General features: G+C 72.7%; 16 protein-coding genes. 7 read left to right on the forward strand and 9 right to left on the reverse strand.

The genetic code is table 11. The features are described 5' to 3' along the window. The 8 genes from WCD58_RS10275 to WCD58_RS10305 form a co-directional block, all read right to left on the reverse strand. A complete protein-coding gene (locus WCD58_RS10275) occupies positions 1-912 on the reverse strand; it encodes a TauD/TfdA dioxygenase family protein (RefSeq protein ID WP_337702319.1) in 912 nt (303 codons plus the stop codon). Positions 913-1,041: 129 nt separating this feature from the next. After that, positions 1,042-1,134, reverse strand: a complete 93-nt coding sequence (locus tag WCD58_RS10280) for a putative leader peptide (RefSeq protein ID WP_337702321.1) — start codon at positions 1,132-1,134, stop codon at positions 1,042-1,044. Between the two features lie 232 nt (positions 1,135-1,366). Then, positions 1,367-1,840: an OsmC family protein gene (locus WCD58_RS10285; protein ID WP_337702324.1), complete on the reverse strand. Its 474-nt coding sequence runs from the start codon at positions 1,838-1,840 to the stop codon at positions 1,367-1,369. A gap of 82 nt (positions 1,841-1,922) precedes the next feature. Then, positions 1,923-2,000 (reverse strand): putative leader peptide, encoded by a 78-nt coding sequence (locus WCD58_RS33615; protein WP_373696209.1) that lies wholly within the window; start codon positions 1,998-2,000, stop codon positions 1,923-1,925. 52 nt (positions 2,001-2,052) lie between these two features. After that, a complete protein-coding gene (locus WCD58_RS10290) occupies positions 2,053-3,255 on the reverse strand; it encodes a trans-sulfuration enzyme family protein (RefSeq protein ID WP_337702326.1) in 1,203 nt (400 codons plus the stop codon). A gap of 13 nt (positions 3,256-3,268) precedes the next feature. Beyond that, positions 3,269-3,619, reverse strand: coding sequence for a hypothetical protein (locus WCD58_RS10295; RefSeq protein ID WP_337702328.1), 351 nt, complete (start codon positions 3,617-3,619; stop codon positions 3,269-3,271). Positions 3,620-3,853: 234 nt separating this feature from the next. Beyond that, on the reverse strand, positions 3,854-5,824 hold the full coding sequence (locus tag WCD58_RS10300) for a primary-amine oxidase (protein WP_337702330.1): 1,971 nt from the start codon (positions 5,822-5,824) through the stop codon (positions 3,854-3,856). Further along, on the reverse strand, positions 5,821-7,371 hold the full coding sequence (locus WCD58_RS10305; RefSeq protein WP_337702333.1) for an APC family permease: 1,551 nt from the start codon (positions 7,369-7,371) through the stop codon (positions 5,821-5,823). The genes WCD58_RS10300 and WCD58_RS10305 overlap by 4 nt, the downstream gene beginning before the upstream one ends. Before the next feature lie 327 nt (positions 7,372-7,698). On the opposite strand from WCD58_RS10305, the gene WCD58_RS33620 reads away from it, so the two are divergent. The 4 genes from WCD58_RS33620 (at position 7,699) to WCD58_RS10320 (ending at position 10,330) form a co-directional block, all read left to right on the forward strand. Further along, positions 7,699-7,773 (forward strand): putative leader peptide, encoded by a 75-nt coding sequence (locus WCD58_RS33620; protein WP_373695200.1) that lies wholly within the window; start codon positions 7,699-7,701, stop codon positions 7,771-7,773. Between the two features lie 195 nt (positions 7,774-7,968). Beyond that, positions 7,969-9,753, forward strand: a complete 1,785-nt coding sequence (locus WCD58_RS10310; protein ID WP_337702335.1) for a hypothetical protein — start codon at positions 7,969-7,971, stop codon at positions 9,751-9,753. A 32-nt stretch (positions 9,754-9,785) separates the two neighbouring features. Then, positions 9,786-10,025: a hypothetical protein gene (locus tag WCD58_RS10315; RefSeq protein WP_337702338.1), complete on the forward strand. Its 240-nt coding sequence runs from the start codon at positions 9,786-9,788 to the stop codon at positions 10,023-10,025. An 11-nt stretch (positions 10,026-10,036) separates the two neighbouring features. Then, positions 10,037-10,330 carry a hypothetical protein gene (locus WCD58_RS10320; protein ID WP_337702340.1) on the forward strand — a complete coding sequence of 98 codons (294 nt, stop codon included), beginning with the start codon at positions 10,037-10,039 and terminating at the stop codon, positions 10,328-10,330. A 50-nt stretch (positions 10,331-10,380) separates the two neighbouring features. Here WCD58_RS10320 and WCD58_RS10325 read toward each other — a convergent pair whose 3' ends face one another. Beyond that, positions 10,381-11,796, reverse strand: coding sequence for an FAD/NAD(P)-binding protein (locus WCD58_RS10325; RefSeq protein ID WP_337702342.1), 1,416 nt, complete (start codon positions 11,794-11,796; stop codon positions 10,381-10,383). 652 nt (positions 11,797-12,448) lie between these two features. Here WCD58_RS10325 and WCD58_RS10330 point away from each other — a divergent pair. The 3 genes from WCD58_RS10330 to WCD58_RS10340 are packed head-to-tail and all read left to right on the forward strand — an operon-like array spanning position 12,449 to position 14,867. Next, positions 12,449-13,231, forward strand: coding sequence for an MlaE family ABC transporter permease (locus WCD58_RS10330; protein WP_337702345.1), 783 nt, complete (start codon positions 12,449-12,451; stop codon positions 13,229-13,231). Next, entirely contained in the window at positions 13,228-14,049 is an 822-nt protein-coding gene (locus WCD58_RS10335) for an ABC transporter permease (protein WP_337702347.1), read from the forward strand. The genes WCD58_RS10330 and WCD58_RS10335 overlap by 4 nt, the downstream gene beginning before the upstream one ends. 14 nt (positions 14,050-14,063) lie before the next feature. Then, positions 14,064-14,867: an ABC transporter ATP-binding protein gene (locus WCD58_RS10340; protein ID WP_373696206.1), complete on the forward strand. Its 804-nt coding sequence runs from the start codon at positions 14,064-14,066 to the stop codon at positions 14,865-14,867.

The following is a 14,867-nucleotide window of genomic DNA, read 5'->3' on the forward strand; positions in this document are numbered from 1 at the left end:
TCAGGAGGCGCCGGCGTAGGCGTCGGCGTTGCCCTCGACCGCGACGCTGCGCTTCCCGTCGACCGAGACCGGCACGTCGCCCGCGACGGTGACCCGGTGCATCGTGCGGGGCAGGTCGCCGTAGTCGGCGACCGCGTAGTGCTGGGTGGCGCGGTTGTCCCACAGCGCGATGTCGCCGGGCGCCCAGCGCCAGCGCACGGTGTTCTCCAGGCGCGTCACGTGGCTCTGCAGCAGGTCGAACAGCGTGCGGCTGTCGACGCCGTTGTAGCCGAGGAACTTCGTGATGAAGTGCCCGAGCACCAGCGCACGCTCCCCGGTCTCGGGGTGGACGCGCACCACCGGGTGGTGGGTCTTGTAGATCGTCGCGGTGAACTCCTGCTGGTACTCCTCGGTGCGCCCCTCGGGTCCCGTGGTGGCGTGCGCCGTGGCGTAGTCGTAGTCGTTGGAGTGCTCGGCCCAGAGACCGTCGACCAGCGTCTTCAGTCCCTCGGGCAGCGCGGCGTAGGCGGCCGCGGTGTTCGCGAAGACGGTGTCGCCGCCGAACGGGGGCAGGACGAGCGCGCGCAGGGTCGTGAAGGCCGGCGGGCGGTCGACGAAGGTGACGTCGGTGTGCCAGCTGTTGGCGCGGTTCCCGCGCTCGGAGTCGACGGGCAGGATCGCCGCCTCCTCCCGGCCGCCGGTGATCGTCGGGTGGGCGGTGGTCAGCGGGCCGAGGCGCCGGACGAAGCCGGCGTGCGCCCGGTCGTCGAGGTGGTCCTGGCCGCGCACCACGACGAGCTTGTGGGCGAGGATCGCCGCCCGGATGCGGGCGACCTCCTCGTCGGGCAGGTCGGGGGAGAGCCGGACCCCGGTCAGCTCGGCGCCGAGGGCGCCGGCGATCGGGCGGATGTCGACGGACGTCGTGACGGACATGCGCACACTCCTGCTCTGCGGAATCGTCCCGAGCAATTCCGGAAGAAGGCGCGCGGAATCGCCGTCGAGGGACGGGAGAATGCCGCCGAGAAACGTTCCTCCGGCGGCGGAGGAGAAGGGGGAGAGCCGTCAGCGCCAACAGAGCGCGCTGGCGAGGCGCACGAGGTCGACGTGGCGTCGGACGGTGAGCAGCACGAGCGTCATCGCAGGTCGGCGGGGCATCGGCCACTCACCTCCGGGCGTCGTCGGGACTCGCCCTCGAATCTGGCACACCGTGAGGGGTCGGGACAAGACGCTGCGTGATGCGCCACGGAAACGGACGCGGGTATTGCGCAGGAATCGTCGGTCACGTCTCCTGGACCCGCCACCCTTGAGCTCCCTCTCCGGGGAGAAGAAGCGAGCGCGCCGTTCGCCGCCCACACCGCACGGCAGCGAACGGCGCGCTCGTGATGCCTCAGACGGCGGCCGGGAGCTCCGCGCGGGTCCAGTCGTTGACGAACTCCAGGCCCGAGCGCTGGAAGAGCTGCGTCACGGGGCAGCGGCGCTCGGTCTCCGAGATGAGCGTGGCGAACTGCTCCTCGCTCGCGTCGGTCTCGACGGTGGCGCGGACCGCGACCTTGTCGAAGTTGGCGTTGCCCTCGGCGCCGCCGACGAGGACGGCGGTGTCGAGGTCCCCCTGGATGTCGAAGGTCCAGTTCCCCAGCGTGACGCCGAGGTCCTTGGCGACGAGGGCCGCGGTGACCTGGTTGCACGAGGTCAGCGCGCCGAGGGCGTAGAAGAGCGGGCTCGGGGCGGCGTCGGCGCCGCCGAACGCGGGGTAGGCGTCGGTGGTGAAGACGTGACCGCCGGCGGTGAGCGTCTGCGCGACGCCGGTGCCCTCGCCGTGGACGGCGAACGGGACGACGGTCTCCTTGGGCTTGATGGCCATGGGTGTGCCTCTCGGGGCAGACGGGATCGGGACCCGGGCGCGCGCGTGCGCCCGGGGACGTGCAGAGGGGGAAGGCGACCGATCAGGCGTGACGACACGTGGTCGTCGCGAGCCGGCACAGGTCGACGTGGAGACGCCGCACCAGATCGCCGGAGGTCACGGTTCGTTCCTACCCGATCGCGCGCAACCGATCCAGTCCGCAGAGCGCAGGATCACGCACGCACGGTGTCCAGCGCCGCGGCGAGGTCGGCGATCAGGTCGTCGGGGTCCTCGAGGCCGACCGAGAAGCGCAGGTGCCCGTAGCGGCGGAACTCCGCGGGCCAGTACGCGGCGCGGGCTCCGGTGGCCCCGACGTGCACGATGAGGCTCTCGTCGTGGCCGAGGGACACCGCCGAGGTGACGACGCGCAGGTCGGCGACGAAGCGGTTCTGCAGCGCGGCGTCCCCGTCGAGGGCGAACGCCATCATCCAGCCGTGCCCCCGCCCGCCGAACTGGCGCTCGGCCAGCGCGTGCTGCGGGTGGCCGGGCAGGCCGGGATAGGTCACGTACGCGACCGCCGGGTGGCCGTCGAGGAACTCCGCCACGCGCTGCGCGGAGGCGACGTGCTGGCGCAGCCGCAGCGGCAGGGTGATCGCGCCGCGGGAGATCAGCCAGGCGTTGAAGGGCGACACCACGCCGCCGACGTCGACCATCGCCTCGGCGCGGATCGCGTCGACGTGCTCCCTCGCGCCGACGACCACCCCGCCCATCGCGTCGCCGTGCCCGTTGATGACCTTGGTCAGCGAGTGCACGACGAGGTCCGCCCCGTGGGCGAGCGGGCGGTAGAGCGGGGGCGGGGTGAACGTCGAGTCCACCGACAGCAGCGCGCCGCCGGCGTGCGCGATCTCCGCGACCGCGGCGACGTCGCAGACCCGCGTCGTCGGGTTGGCGATCACCTCGGTGTGCACCAGCTTCGTCGTCGGGCGCATCGCGGCGCGCACGGCATCGGGGTCGCCGGTGTCGACGAACGTCGCCTCGACGCCGTAGCGCCGCGGGAGGATCTCCGCGAAGAGCCGGTACGACGCCTCGTAGGTGACGTCGGAGACCACGGCGTGGTCACCGGTGCGCAGGAACGTGAAGAACACCCCGTGCAGGGCGGCGACGCCGGTCGCGAGCACGACGGCGTCCTCACCCTGCTCGAGCAGCGCGAGCTTCTCCTGCAGCGCGCGCTGGTTGGCCCCGGTGTTGCGGGTGTAGAGGGGGACGTCGAACCCCGACCACGACAGGTCCTCGGGGTCGTCGGGCAGCGCGTAGGAGTTCGCCATCACCAGCGGCGTGCGGATCGCCCCGCTGCCCGCGTCCACGGCGTTGCCGGCGTGCACCGCCTGCGTGGCGAACCCGAGGGAGTCCGGGTGGTGCTTGTCGGGGCGGGTCACGCCGGTGATCGTGTCACTCCAGCTGGTCGCGGGCGGTGAGCAGCGAGAGGTAGGCCCACTCGAGGTCACCCGCGGCGAGGTGCGCGCACGCCACGCGGACGGCGGGCACGGCCGGGCCGTTCTCGCCGGTGCGCCCGATGTGCCGGGTCAGCGCGTCGCGCAGCCTGCGGTCGAGCGCGGTGCGGGTGGCGTGGTCGAACGAGCCGGTGAGCCCGTCGAGGCGCGTGATCGCGGACTCGACGGCGTGCAGGAGCTGGGTGGTGCGCGGCCGGCGCGCGGCGGCGGCGATGCTGCGCCGCGGGTGCGTCGGGTGCCCGGTCGGGATCGTGCGCAGGACGGGCGGGTCGGACGGGACGGCGGTCATGAGGGGCTCCGGGGAGTGCGGAGCGCAGCACGGCGGGCCGTCGCGGCGCGGCACCGTGCCGCGCCCGTGGGGAATCTCGGGTCAGCGGCGCACGGACGTCGTGCGACAGCCGCTGGCCACGAGCCGGAGCAGGTCGACCCAGAAACGACGGACCAGCACCACGCCAGGTCCTCGTCCGCTCACACCGAGGAGCCTCGCACGCCGTGGCCCCGAAGACCACCCGCCGGAGGGACCTCAGGCGTGGTCCTCGTGACCGTGGTGACCGTTGTGGCTCGACGGCAGATCGAGTACGGGGTTGCCGTCGAAGAAGCCGCTCGGGCGCAGCATGAAGCCGATGGTCGACACCGGCATCACCGGCCAGTCCTCCGGGCGCACCACGTGGTGGGCGCCCATCGTGTACCAGACGACGACGTCGGCGCCCTCCAGCGGACGGTCCCCGTCCAGGTAGGTCGGCAGCCCGGTGCTGCGCGGCTGCTGGAGCGGGTAGTCGCCGGCGGCGAAGCGCTGGGCCGGGTCGTAGGCCGTGACCCACACCGAGTGCTCGGTGAACCCGGACCGCGGCGCGAACAGCGCGTCGGCCGGGTACATCGGGGGCACCGTGGCGCCGGGCATCAGCTGGTAGCCGGTGGGCCCGCCGACCGACGACGTCGCCTCCGGGTTCTCGATCCGCCACGTCCGCGCGTGCTGCGGCGCGACGTCGCGCCCGCCCATCGACTCGGAGGTGATCGGGGTGCGGCGGACCTCCCAGGCGTTGCCGTGCGGGTTGGCGGGTCCCGGCGGGCTGGGCACCGAGTCGAGCTCGACCACGGTGTTCAGCGGGCCGTCGACCGCCATGTCGAGGCGGACGCAGAAGAAGTGCTGGTGGTTGGGCCCGTAGAGCCCCGGCGCCACCAGCGACCCGTGCGTCGGCGTCTCACCGGGCGCGATCGCCGCCGTGGAGATGACCCCGGTCAGCTTGACCTCGTACTCGAGGACGCCGTCGTCGTAGAGGTACCAGAAGTAGCCGTACTCGTAGTTGCCGACGGTGACGATCGAGGAGATGACGAGCCGCCGCCGACGGCGGACCTCGACGGCCCCGGTGCGGAAGTCGGTGTGCTTCCACGCGATCCCGACGTCCTCCTCGTGCATGCAGATCGCGTTCTCGATGACCGCCGGCTCGCCGTCCTGGTCGTTGACGACGCCGTCGAAGTAGTGGATGTGGCCGAGGCAGTCGCACCCGAGCCGCAGCGAGTTCGCGAGCCAGCCCACGCCGTACTCGCCCTGGTCGAACACGTTCTTGAACCGGTGCGTGGGGGCGGGGTCGCCGTAGGGCACGTACATCTCGACCAGCGAGGCCCGGTTCAGGACGGGCCGGATGCGGCCGCGGTCGTCCCAGGTGACCTGGTGGAGGATCACGCCCTCGCGGGGGGAGAAGCCGATGCGCAGCCGCCAGCGCTGCCAGCTGACCGCGTGGCCGTCGACGGTGAAGCTGGGGCCCTCGGGCTGGACGACGTCGAGGGGCTTGATGCCCTCGCGCAGCGCGTCCACCCGCGGCACGTTCTCCGGGTCGTGGATCCAGGGCTGCTCGTAGTTGCCCGGCTGCGGCGGGAACGGCACGACGCCGTGGTCCTGCACGTCGACGACCTCGCGCGCGTCGAGGTCGACGGTCACGATCAGGCCCTCGACGGGGCGGGCGTAGCCGTGCTCGCCGGGGGCGGAGCGCACCCAGGTCAGCGGACGCAGGATGCGCCGGCGCGCGGGGTCGTCCTCGGGCCCGGTCCAGCTCGACGCCCACGGGTCGACCATGGCCAGGTCGAGGTCGGTGACCCCGCGCAGGCGCATGGCCTCCTGCCAGCGAGAATCGGCGCGCACGATGTCCTCGCAGGCGAAGAACTCCTCGCCGGTGACGGGCGACTGCACGCCGGGGCGGGCCTCGAAGGACACGACCTCGCCGTCGGTCAGCGACACGACGGCCTCGTAGACCAGCCGCTCGGCCCGCTCGTAGAGCACGATCTCGGCCTCGCGGGCGAGGCGGGCGGCGCCGGCGAGGGCCTGCTTGCTCGGCTCGTGCAGGGTCACGAAGACGAACCGCGCGGAGTCGGCGAGGCCGCGCTGCTCGCGCAGCAGCCGGGCGGCCTCGCGGATCTCGTCGCCGGAGAGCGGTTCGAGCGGGTGGACGCGGCCCGGGCCGGTCTCGACGGTCGTGGGCTCCTCGAGTGCGGTCACGGGGTGACCTCCTTGCCGGTCTGGTCGTCGAGCTCGGGGTCCGCGAGGCTGAAGTGGCCGAGACCTGCGTACACCGCGGGCCGCCGGGCCCTCAAGTACAGGGCGATGGCGACCCCGACCACGAAGATCACGAGCGGGACCCACGGCAGGACGCTGATGAACGGCACGCCCTCGGCGGCGGCGAGGGCCGCGCGGTTCTCGACGAGCAGGTAGCAGGCGCCGGCCATGGCCAGGAAGCCGAGGACCGGGGCCACCAGCGTCGTCCACCACCCGAAGCCGTCGCGGGCGGTCGTGAGGAAGTAGCGGATGATCGCCACGCAGACCAGCGCCTGCACCGCGAGGATGCCCAGCACCCCGAGCAGCGGCGACCACGTGCCGAGCTTGACCAGGGCGGCCTCGGTGCTCGGGTCGTAGAGCACGAAGGCGAGGCAGTAGAGGGCCACGACCGTCGTCACGGTCATGGCGGCGACGCCCGGGCTGCGGTGGCGCGACGTGCGGGCGAGCACGCCGGGCAGCACGCCCTCGCGGCCGAGCGCGAACAGGTAGCGGGCGCTGGTGTTGTAGAACGCCATGGCGCAGGCGAACGAGCTCGTGACGGCCAGCAGCTCGATGATCACCGTCAGCCAGGGCCCGGCGAACCGGTCGCTGAGCGGGTAGAACGCCGACGCGTAGACGCCGTTCAGCTGGTCGGACACGGCCTGGACCGAGCCGAGCAGGCCCCAGCCGGTGACGAAGGCGTAGGACACGATCATGTAGAAGACGCCGAGCCCGATCACCGAGCCGTACGTCGCGATCCGGGCGATCCGATGGGGCTCCCGGGACTCCTCGGCGTAGTTGGGCGCCATCTCGAAGCCGACCCACGACCAGAAGGCCGCGAACAGCGCGATGCCGGCCGCCGTGGAGCCGAAGACCTGCAGCGCGCCCGCGTTGTCGAACACCTGCGCGGGGTTGAACGGGGACGGCGAGAAGCCCTCCGCGCCGCCGTGGGCGAACACGGCCACGGCGAGCACGAGCAGCGCGAGCACCTCGGCGATCAGGGCGACGCCGAGCACCTTCGCGGTGAGCTCGATGTGGAACCAGGCCAGCAGGCTCATCACGGCGAGACCGATGACGATGTACACCCACGCCGGGAGGGCGAGCCCGGTCCACGCCTCGACCGTCGTGGCCGCGAAGTAGCTCATGACTCCGAGGACCGCGGCCGTGAAGATCATGTAGCAGATGCCGATGAGGACGCCGGAGCCGACGCCGATCACGCGCCCCAGCCCGCGGCTGATGAACGTGTAGAAGCCGCCGGCCGAGGTGACGCGGCGGGCCATGGCGATGTAGCCGACCGAGAAGATCGTCAGCGCGATCGTCGCGATGCCGAAGGCGGCGGGCGCGGACCAGCCGCCGCCGTTCACGGCGACGGGCACGTTGAACAGCATCGCCGTCAGCGGCGCGGCGCCGGTCACGATGCAGAACAGCACCGACGGCAGTCCGAGCGCGTTGTGGGCCAGGCGGCCCTGCTCGGCCGTCGGCGACGAGCCGGCCGGAACGGTTGCGGTCATCGGTTCCTCCCGCCACGAGCGGCCCCCCGGCCACCACCCAGTGTCGAGCCCGCGACCTGCGGTCTCACCCGTTCGTGTGATGCGCATCACCGCGGCGTCGACGAGCGATCGGTCGGTCGTGTCAAGCCGAAAGGTCACCCGAACGAGGGGGTACGGCCGTGTGACGCCGAGCACGCTGACGATCTTCATCCGCTCGGACCAGTCGCTGGTCAGGCGTTCGGACCATGACGCACGTCACTGCCTGAGACCGCCCGGGACGACCGACCGGTCCGGGCGGGGCCGGATCGCGTTTTGACCCGCGGCCGCCCGCCTGTCAGCTTTCCGGTCGTGCGCAACCACTTCCTGCTCGCCGGTCGGCGGCACGTGGATCTCTCGCGCATCTCCAGCGCGCTCTGTTCCTGACGGGTCTCCCCGCGCCCGGCGTTCCCCGACCGGCTCACGGTCCCCGGGCGCGGCCTGATTCCCGTGGCCCGCTGCATCCCCCGCGTCGTCCCGTTCCCCGGGTCACGCCCCTCCCGGCTCCCCGCCCTCGCACGTCACCCGAGGTGACGTGTGCCGCGGGGTGCCTGCTCCCCAGCTCCCCGAGAGGTTCCTGTCTTGGCAACCCACCGCACGCGACGGCCCACGGGCCGTCTGATCGCCGCCGGCGCCCTCGTCGTCGGCGTGGGCGCCGCCGCCGGCGCCCTGGTCCCGGCCCTCGCCGCACCCGGCGCCGCGACCTACACCGTCACGACCGTCGCCGACGCCGGCCCCGGATCGCTGCGCCAGGCGATCACCGACGCCAACGACTCCGGCGGCACCGACCGCATCGAGTTCGCGATCCCCGGCGCCGGCCCGCGGACCATCGCGGTCGACAGCCCGCTGCCCGAGATCACCGACCCCGTCACCGTCGACGGGTACACCCAGCCCGGGGCCACCCCGAACACGCGCAGCGCCGGCAGCGACGCCGAGCTCGGCGTCGAGATCGCCGGCGGGGACGACGTCGCCGGCAACGGGCTCACCCTGGCCGACGGCAGCGGCGGCAGCACCGTGCGCGGCCTCGTCGTCAACGGTTTCACCGGCACCGTCGCCACCGGGAACGGCGCGGGCGTCAAGGTCGAGTCCGACGGCAACACGATCGCCGGCAACGTCCTCGGCCTCGACGCCGACGGCGAGACCGCGGCGCCCAACCGCACGGCCGGCGTGCTCGTCACCGGCCAGGGCAACACCGTCGGCGGCGGCGCGGCGGCCGACCGCAACGTCGTGTCCGGCAACGGCAACCGGCTCAACCTGCAGAGCCCGGTGCCGGTGGGGACCGCCGGCGTCTACCTCCGCGGCGGCGGCGCCCGGGCCAACACGGTGGACAACAACATCATCGGGCCGAGCGCGTCGGGCGACCCGGTGCTGACGCGCGGCAGCGCCGGACCGAGCCTGGTCCAGGGCAACGGCGTGATCGTCGAGGCCGGCGCGCAGCGCAACGTCATCGGCGCCACCGAGCGCGACGACCCCGGCAACGTCATCTCCGGCAACGCGACCCGCGGCGTCTGGATCCAGCTGCCCGGCACCAGCTACAACAGCGTCAGCGGCAACCGGATCGGCACCGATCTCGAGGGCGACGGGCCGCTGCCCGGGCCGACCGACCCGGCCGCGGTGCAGGACTCGGGCATCCAGATCTCGCAGGACGCCCGCTACGACTCGATCGGCGTCGGCCCGGACCGCTCGACGGAGCCCGGGTTCGGCAACGAGATCGCCTACAACGACAACGACGGGGTCGTGATCGGCGGCACCCAGCGGTTGGCGACGGACTTCACCGACGGCCACCTGATCCGCTTCAACACGTATCACGACAACGGCGGCTCCGACGACATCGGCATCGCCATCAACGGCGACTCCGGCACCCCCGAGCAGGGGCTCGCGAGCCCGTTCGAGCGCACGCCCGGGCTGGGCAACGCCCCGCACGACCGCAACGTCACCAACCTCGACGAGCCCACGGACTTCGACACGGGCCCGAACAACGAGAACAACCTCGTGCGCCTGGACCCGACCACGTCGCTCGAGGGCGGCCGCGCGCACGCGCGCGGCACGGTCAACACCGAGCCGAACGCGACCTTCGTGATCGACTTCTACGCCAACGACGACCCCGATCCCTCGGGCTACGGCGAGGGCGAGCACTTCGTCGGCTCGTCGACGATCGACACCGACGCGCTCGGCAACGCCACGATCGACGTCCTGCTGCCCGCCGACGAGAACGTGACCAGCGGTTCGGCCATCACGGCGAGCACCACGAAGATCTCGGGCGGCGTCACCTCGGTGCTGCCCGCGGACGCCGGCGAGCTCGCGGGGCAGCTGACCCAGCCGCCGTTCTCGACCGGCGAGTTCGGCAAGAACAGCGAGGTCGAGTGACCACCGCTGCAGACACCCCGAGGAGGACGACCGTGACCGATCCGCGACGCGTGCGACGTGCAGCCCTGGCCGTGGCCTTCGGCGCCGCCGCCGCGGTGGCCCTGCCCGGTGCGGCGCACGCCGACGAGCAGGCCACCGAGGAGCAGACCACCGAGGAGCAGGCCACCGAGGAGCAGGCCACTGGGGACCTGTCCCCGGCATCGCCGCTGGATCTCGTCCTGAGCACCCCCGGCGACGTCATCGGGACGCTCGCCGACGGCAGCCCGATCTGAGAGGACCCATCATGAGCACCCACCCGATCGCCCGGGCCGCCGCCACGGCCGCCCTGGGCCTCGCCGGGCTCGCCGCGCCGGCCGGCACGGCCGCCGCGGACCCCCTGCTCCCCGAGGAGCCCCAGGGCTCGACCGACCCCGCGGACTACACCAGCGCGGGCGTCGAGAGCGCCGAGCAGCCGGAGCAGCCGTACTTCGACGGCGGTCCGGTGAACAGCGGGATCGAGACCGTGTACGGCTTCGTCGGCGCCCCCGCCGACGGGCTCCTGTCCGGCAACCTGCCCATCCCGCACAGCCAGGACTAGTCCGACCGTCGTATGTGAGTGGAATTGTGGGCTATAGCCCACAATTTCACTCACATACTTCGTTCGGCCCGGGCCGGTTCGGGGACGAGGAGGCGGGCGAGGGACTCGGCCTGGTCGCGGATCTCGGGGATCGCGGTGGTCTCGTAGAGGTCGCCGCGGCGGGTCGCGCCGAGGGTGAACAGCCGGCGCTCGGCACCGGTGAGGGCGCCGTCGGGGTCGGTGTCGAACCCCAGGCCGAGCGGGTGCGGGCGCGCGTGGCCCTCACGCAGCAGCGAGCGCACGAGCGGGTCCGACACCGCTGTGACGTCCTCCTGCGCGCCCACGCAGGACAGGACCCGGTCCACCTCCACCAGGTCGTCCACCCCCTTCGTCGGCTCCCGCAGGCGCACGACGAGCCGGGCGCCGACCGCGTCGATCTCGTGCACGGTCGCCGACCGGATCTGCAGCCGGCCCGCGACCGTCAGGTGCCGCAGCTCGTCGGCCACCGCCGGCGCCATCCGGTGGCGGTGGATCTCCCAGCGCCGCGCGTGCTCGGTGAGGAAGCGCGCCCGCTCGTCGAGCGACAGCGAGCGCCACAGCCCCGGGATCACCGGTCGCAGGCCGTCGACGACGTCGCGCCACCGGTCGGGGGCGGCGGCGATCCGCAGGTGCACGGCGTCGACGATCTCGTCGAGACCCAGGTCGTCGTCGGGGGTGACGACGGGGTCGACGACGCTGCCGGGGGTCCGGGAGTGGGCGCGCGGCGCGAACCCGGACCGGGAGACCGCGAGCAGCCGCACCCGGCGGTCGGCGCGGGCGAGCGAGAGCGCCGCGTCCACCATCGTCAGCCCCGTGCCCAGCAGCACGACGCGCTGGTCGCCCGACGCGTCGAGCGCGCCGTCGCGCCACGGGTCGACGACCATCCCGGGGTGGGCGAGCGCGTCGTCCGTGGCGCCCGGGGGACGCTCCACGCCGAAGGGCCCGGTGGCGAGCACCACGCGGTCGCCGTGCACGGCGCGTCCGTCGGCGAGGTCGACGTCGACCCCGCGCGGGCGCATGGTCGCGCCGACCGCGCGTCCGGGCACGACCTCGAGGTCGACGAGGGAGCGGTCCGTGGCGGCGCGGACGTCGAGCAGGGTGTCGGCGAGGTAGGACCCGAACGCCCAGCGGGGTGCGAACTCGGCGTCGCGGTCGTCGCGGGGGTCGTCGGGATCGGTCAGCGCCGAGGAGTCCCGGGCCGCGAGCCAGTCGGGGAAGGTCCGGTCGGCGCCGGCGAGGGTCAGCGACGACGCCGGCACGTTCAGCCGGTGCCAGGGCCGGCCGGTCGCGTACGCGACGCCGCGGGCGGGTGCGCCGTCGCCGACCCACGTGACGCGCAGGGGGCGCCGGGTCACGCGCGCGACGCGCAGGAGCTCGATCACGACGAGCGTGCCGGCGGCGCCGTTGCCGACCACGACGACCGACGGGGTGTCCTCGGTGCTGCTCACAGGGGTCCTCGAAGCATGGGGTGCCCGCGGCAGGACCGGCGGGCGCGAACGGATCTCGGAGCGGGGGAGAGGTCAGGCCCGACAGGCCTGGCTCGCGAGACGCGCGTGATCGAGGTGGCGGCGGCGGGTCAGGGCCACACCGGCGCGTGAGGGCCGGGCGCGATCCAGCGCACGCGTCCCGGGCACGAGGTCATCGTGCCCGATCCTCCTCGCGAGGTGAACCGCCTGCGACGTGCGCCGCATCCCGTCCGAGAGATCCGATGTGAACCCCACGTGAGGGGGCCTGTACGGCCGTTCGGAGGACCATGGCATGCTCCCGCCCCATGGCCAAGGTCCGTCTGGTGCAGCGACTGCACCTCGACCTCGGCCGCCTCGGGTCCACCTTCTGTTGTTGCTGACCCGCACCGCGTAGATCGCTCCCCGTCGAGGACCCCGAATCCTCGGCCCGGCCCTCCGGCCCTCCCGCTCTCCCCGCGGACGCATCGCCGCGTCCCGCTTCCCGGCGCCTGCGCGCGCACCCCGGTCGCTCCCCCTTCCGCCCGGGCCCACCCGAGGACGTCCCGTGGACTCTCCTGGCTCTGCCGCCGTCTCCTCGACGGCTACACAACGTGCCCGAGCGGCGACGTGGCGTGCGAACAGCTCGTCGCGGTCCGTGCTCGGCGCGGTCCCGCGCGGCGTGGCCGAGCTCGGCGGCGTGACCCGGCTCGCCGGTCAGGTGGTGTGGAGCGCGGTCCGGCACCCGCGCGGCTACTGGACCGAGACCCGCGACGAGATGTTCCGCGTCCTGACGCGGTCGGCGGTGCCGATGGTGCTCGCGGTGTTCACGTTCGCGCTGATGATCGGCATCCTCGGGCTGAACTTCCTCAACCTGCTCGGCGCCGCGTACCGCTACGGCCAGTACTTCTTCATCGTCAACACCCGCGACTTCACGCCGTGGATCAACTCCATGGTGGTCGCCGGGATCGTCGGCACCGCGCTGTGCGCCGACCTCGGGGCCCGCCGCATCCGCGAGGAGATCGACGCGCTGGAGGTGCTCGGGCTCGACCCCGTGCGCGAGCTGGTGCTGCCGCGGGTGCTGTCGATCTCGCTGCTCACGCCGCTGCTCATGACCGTCAGCCTCGTCATGGGCATCGTCGGCGGGCTCTACAGCACGGTGACCTACGGCGACGTCCCCGCCGCGGACTACTGGGAGACGTTGTTCAAGAACCTGACCTCGGTCGAGATGGTCGTCGCGGTCGGCAAGAGCCTGCTGATCGGGTTCGTCACCGGTGTCGTCTGCGCCCACAAGGGCCTGACCGCCCGGGGCGGCTCGATCGGCGTGGGCCGGGCGGTCAACGAGGCCGTGGTCCTGTCCTTCGTCCTCGTCTTCCTCGTCGACTTCGCGGTCAACCTCACCGCGCTCGGCCTGTTCCCGGAGATGGGGTCGGTCCGATGAGCACGCGCGAGGTCGAGGTCGACCCGTCGGCCGTCGGGCGCAAGGTCTCGGAGCTGCTGGCCAACGCCGCGGCGATGGTGCGCTTCTGGGGGCAGGTGCTGCGGACGATCCCGCACGCCGCCCGCACGTTCCCGACCGAGGTGATCCGGCAGGGCGCGATCCTCGTGGTCTCCAGCGGCCTGGTCATCTGGTTCATGGAGTTCCTGATCGGCGTGATCTTCACCGTCCAGGGGCACTACACGACCCGCCAGTTCGGGGCCTCCGGCTACGTCGCGATCTTCCCGGGCTACGCCGGGCTGCGGACGTGCGCGCCGGAGATGTGGGGCTGGATCCTCTCGGCCAAGGTCGGCTGCGGGTTCGTCGCGGAGCTCGGCTCGATGCGCGCGAACGAGGAGGTCGACGCCCTCGAGGTGATGGGCGTCGACCCCGCCTCCTATCTCGTCAGCACGCGGGTCCTCGCGTCGATCATCGTCATGCCGTTCCTGTTCATCGTCGGGCTGGGCCTGCTCTACCTCGGCGCGTTCCTCATGGGCACCCAGGTGCTGGGGTCGGTCTCGCCCGGCGGCTTCCTGCAGGTCCTCTGGGCGTTCCAGAGCCCGCTCGACCTGCTGTTCTCCATGATCTGGACGATGGCGCTCGGCGTCGTCGTCGTCCTCGTCGGCTGCTGGTACGGCTTCACGGCCACCGGCGGGCCCGTGGGCGTCGGGCAGAGCACCGCCCGCTCGATGGTCGTGAACATGGTCCTGGTCAGCCTCGTCGGGCTGTTCTTCCAGCAGCTGTTCTGGGCCGGTTTCCCCAACGCCCCCGTGGCGAACTGATCCGGAGCGCCACCGTGACGATCCACGACGAACCCACCACCCGCCTCCCGCGCGGCGAGACCTCCGGGGCCGCCGTCGAGCTCGAGGGCGTGCGCAGGTCCTTCGGCGGCACCCCCGTGCTCGACGGCCTCGACCTGCGCATCACCGAGGGCGCGATCACCACCGTGCTCGGCCCCTCGGGCACCGGGAAGAGCGTGCTGCTCAAGCACATCATGGGCCTGCTCGAACCCGACGAGGGTCGCGTGCGGGTCTTCGACCAGGACATCTGGCAGCTCCGGGAGCGCGAGCGTCGCGCCCTGCGCACCCGCTTCGGCGTGCTGTTCCAGGACGGCGCGCTGTTCGGCTCCATGAACCTCTTCGACAACGTCGCCTTCCCCCTGCGCCGCCACACGCAGCTCGACGAGGACGAGATCGAGGAGAAGGTGATGGCGCGGCTGCGCGAGGTGGGCCTGGAGAGCTCGCTCGGCAAGGCGCCCAACGAGATCTCCGGCGGGATGCGCAAGCGGGCCGGCTTCGCCCGGGCCCTGATCATGGAGCCCGAGATCCTGCTGTTCGACGAGCCGGACTCCGGGCTCGACCCGGTGCGCACCAGCCTGCTCAACGACCTCGTGCTGTCGATCCACGGCGAGCAGGGCGGCACGTACGTGCTGGTCACCCACGACATCCACACCGCCCGCAAGGTCTCCGACGACGTCGGGGTCCTGCACGAGGGACGGCTGGTGCACTTCGGGCCGGCGGCCGAGGCCTTCGACTCGGGCGACGCGTTCGTGCGGCAGTTCCTCAACGGCGAGTCCGACGGCCCGCTCGGGATGGACTGA

The sequence above is a fragment of the Actinomycetospora flava genome (genome assembly GCF_037400335.1).
Taxonomy (GTDB): Bacteria; Actinomycetota; Actinomycetes; order Mycobacteriales; family Pseudonocardiaceae; genus Actinomycetospora; species Actinomycetospora flava.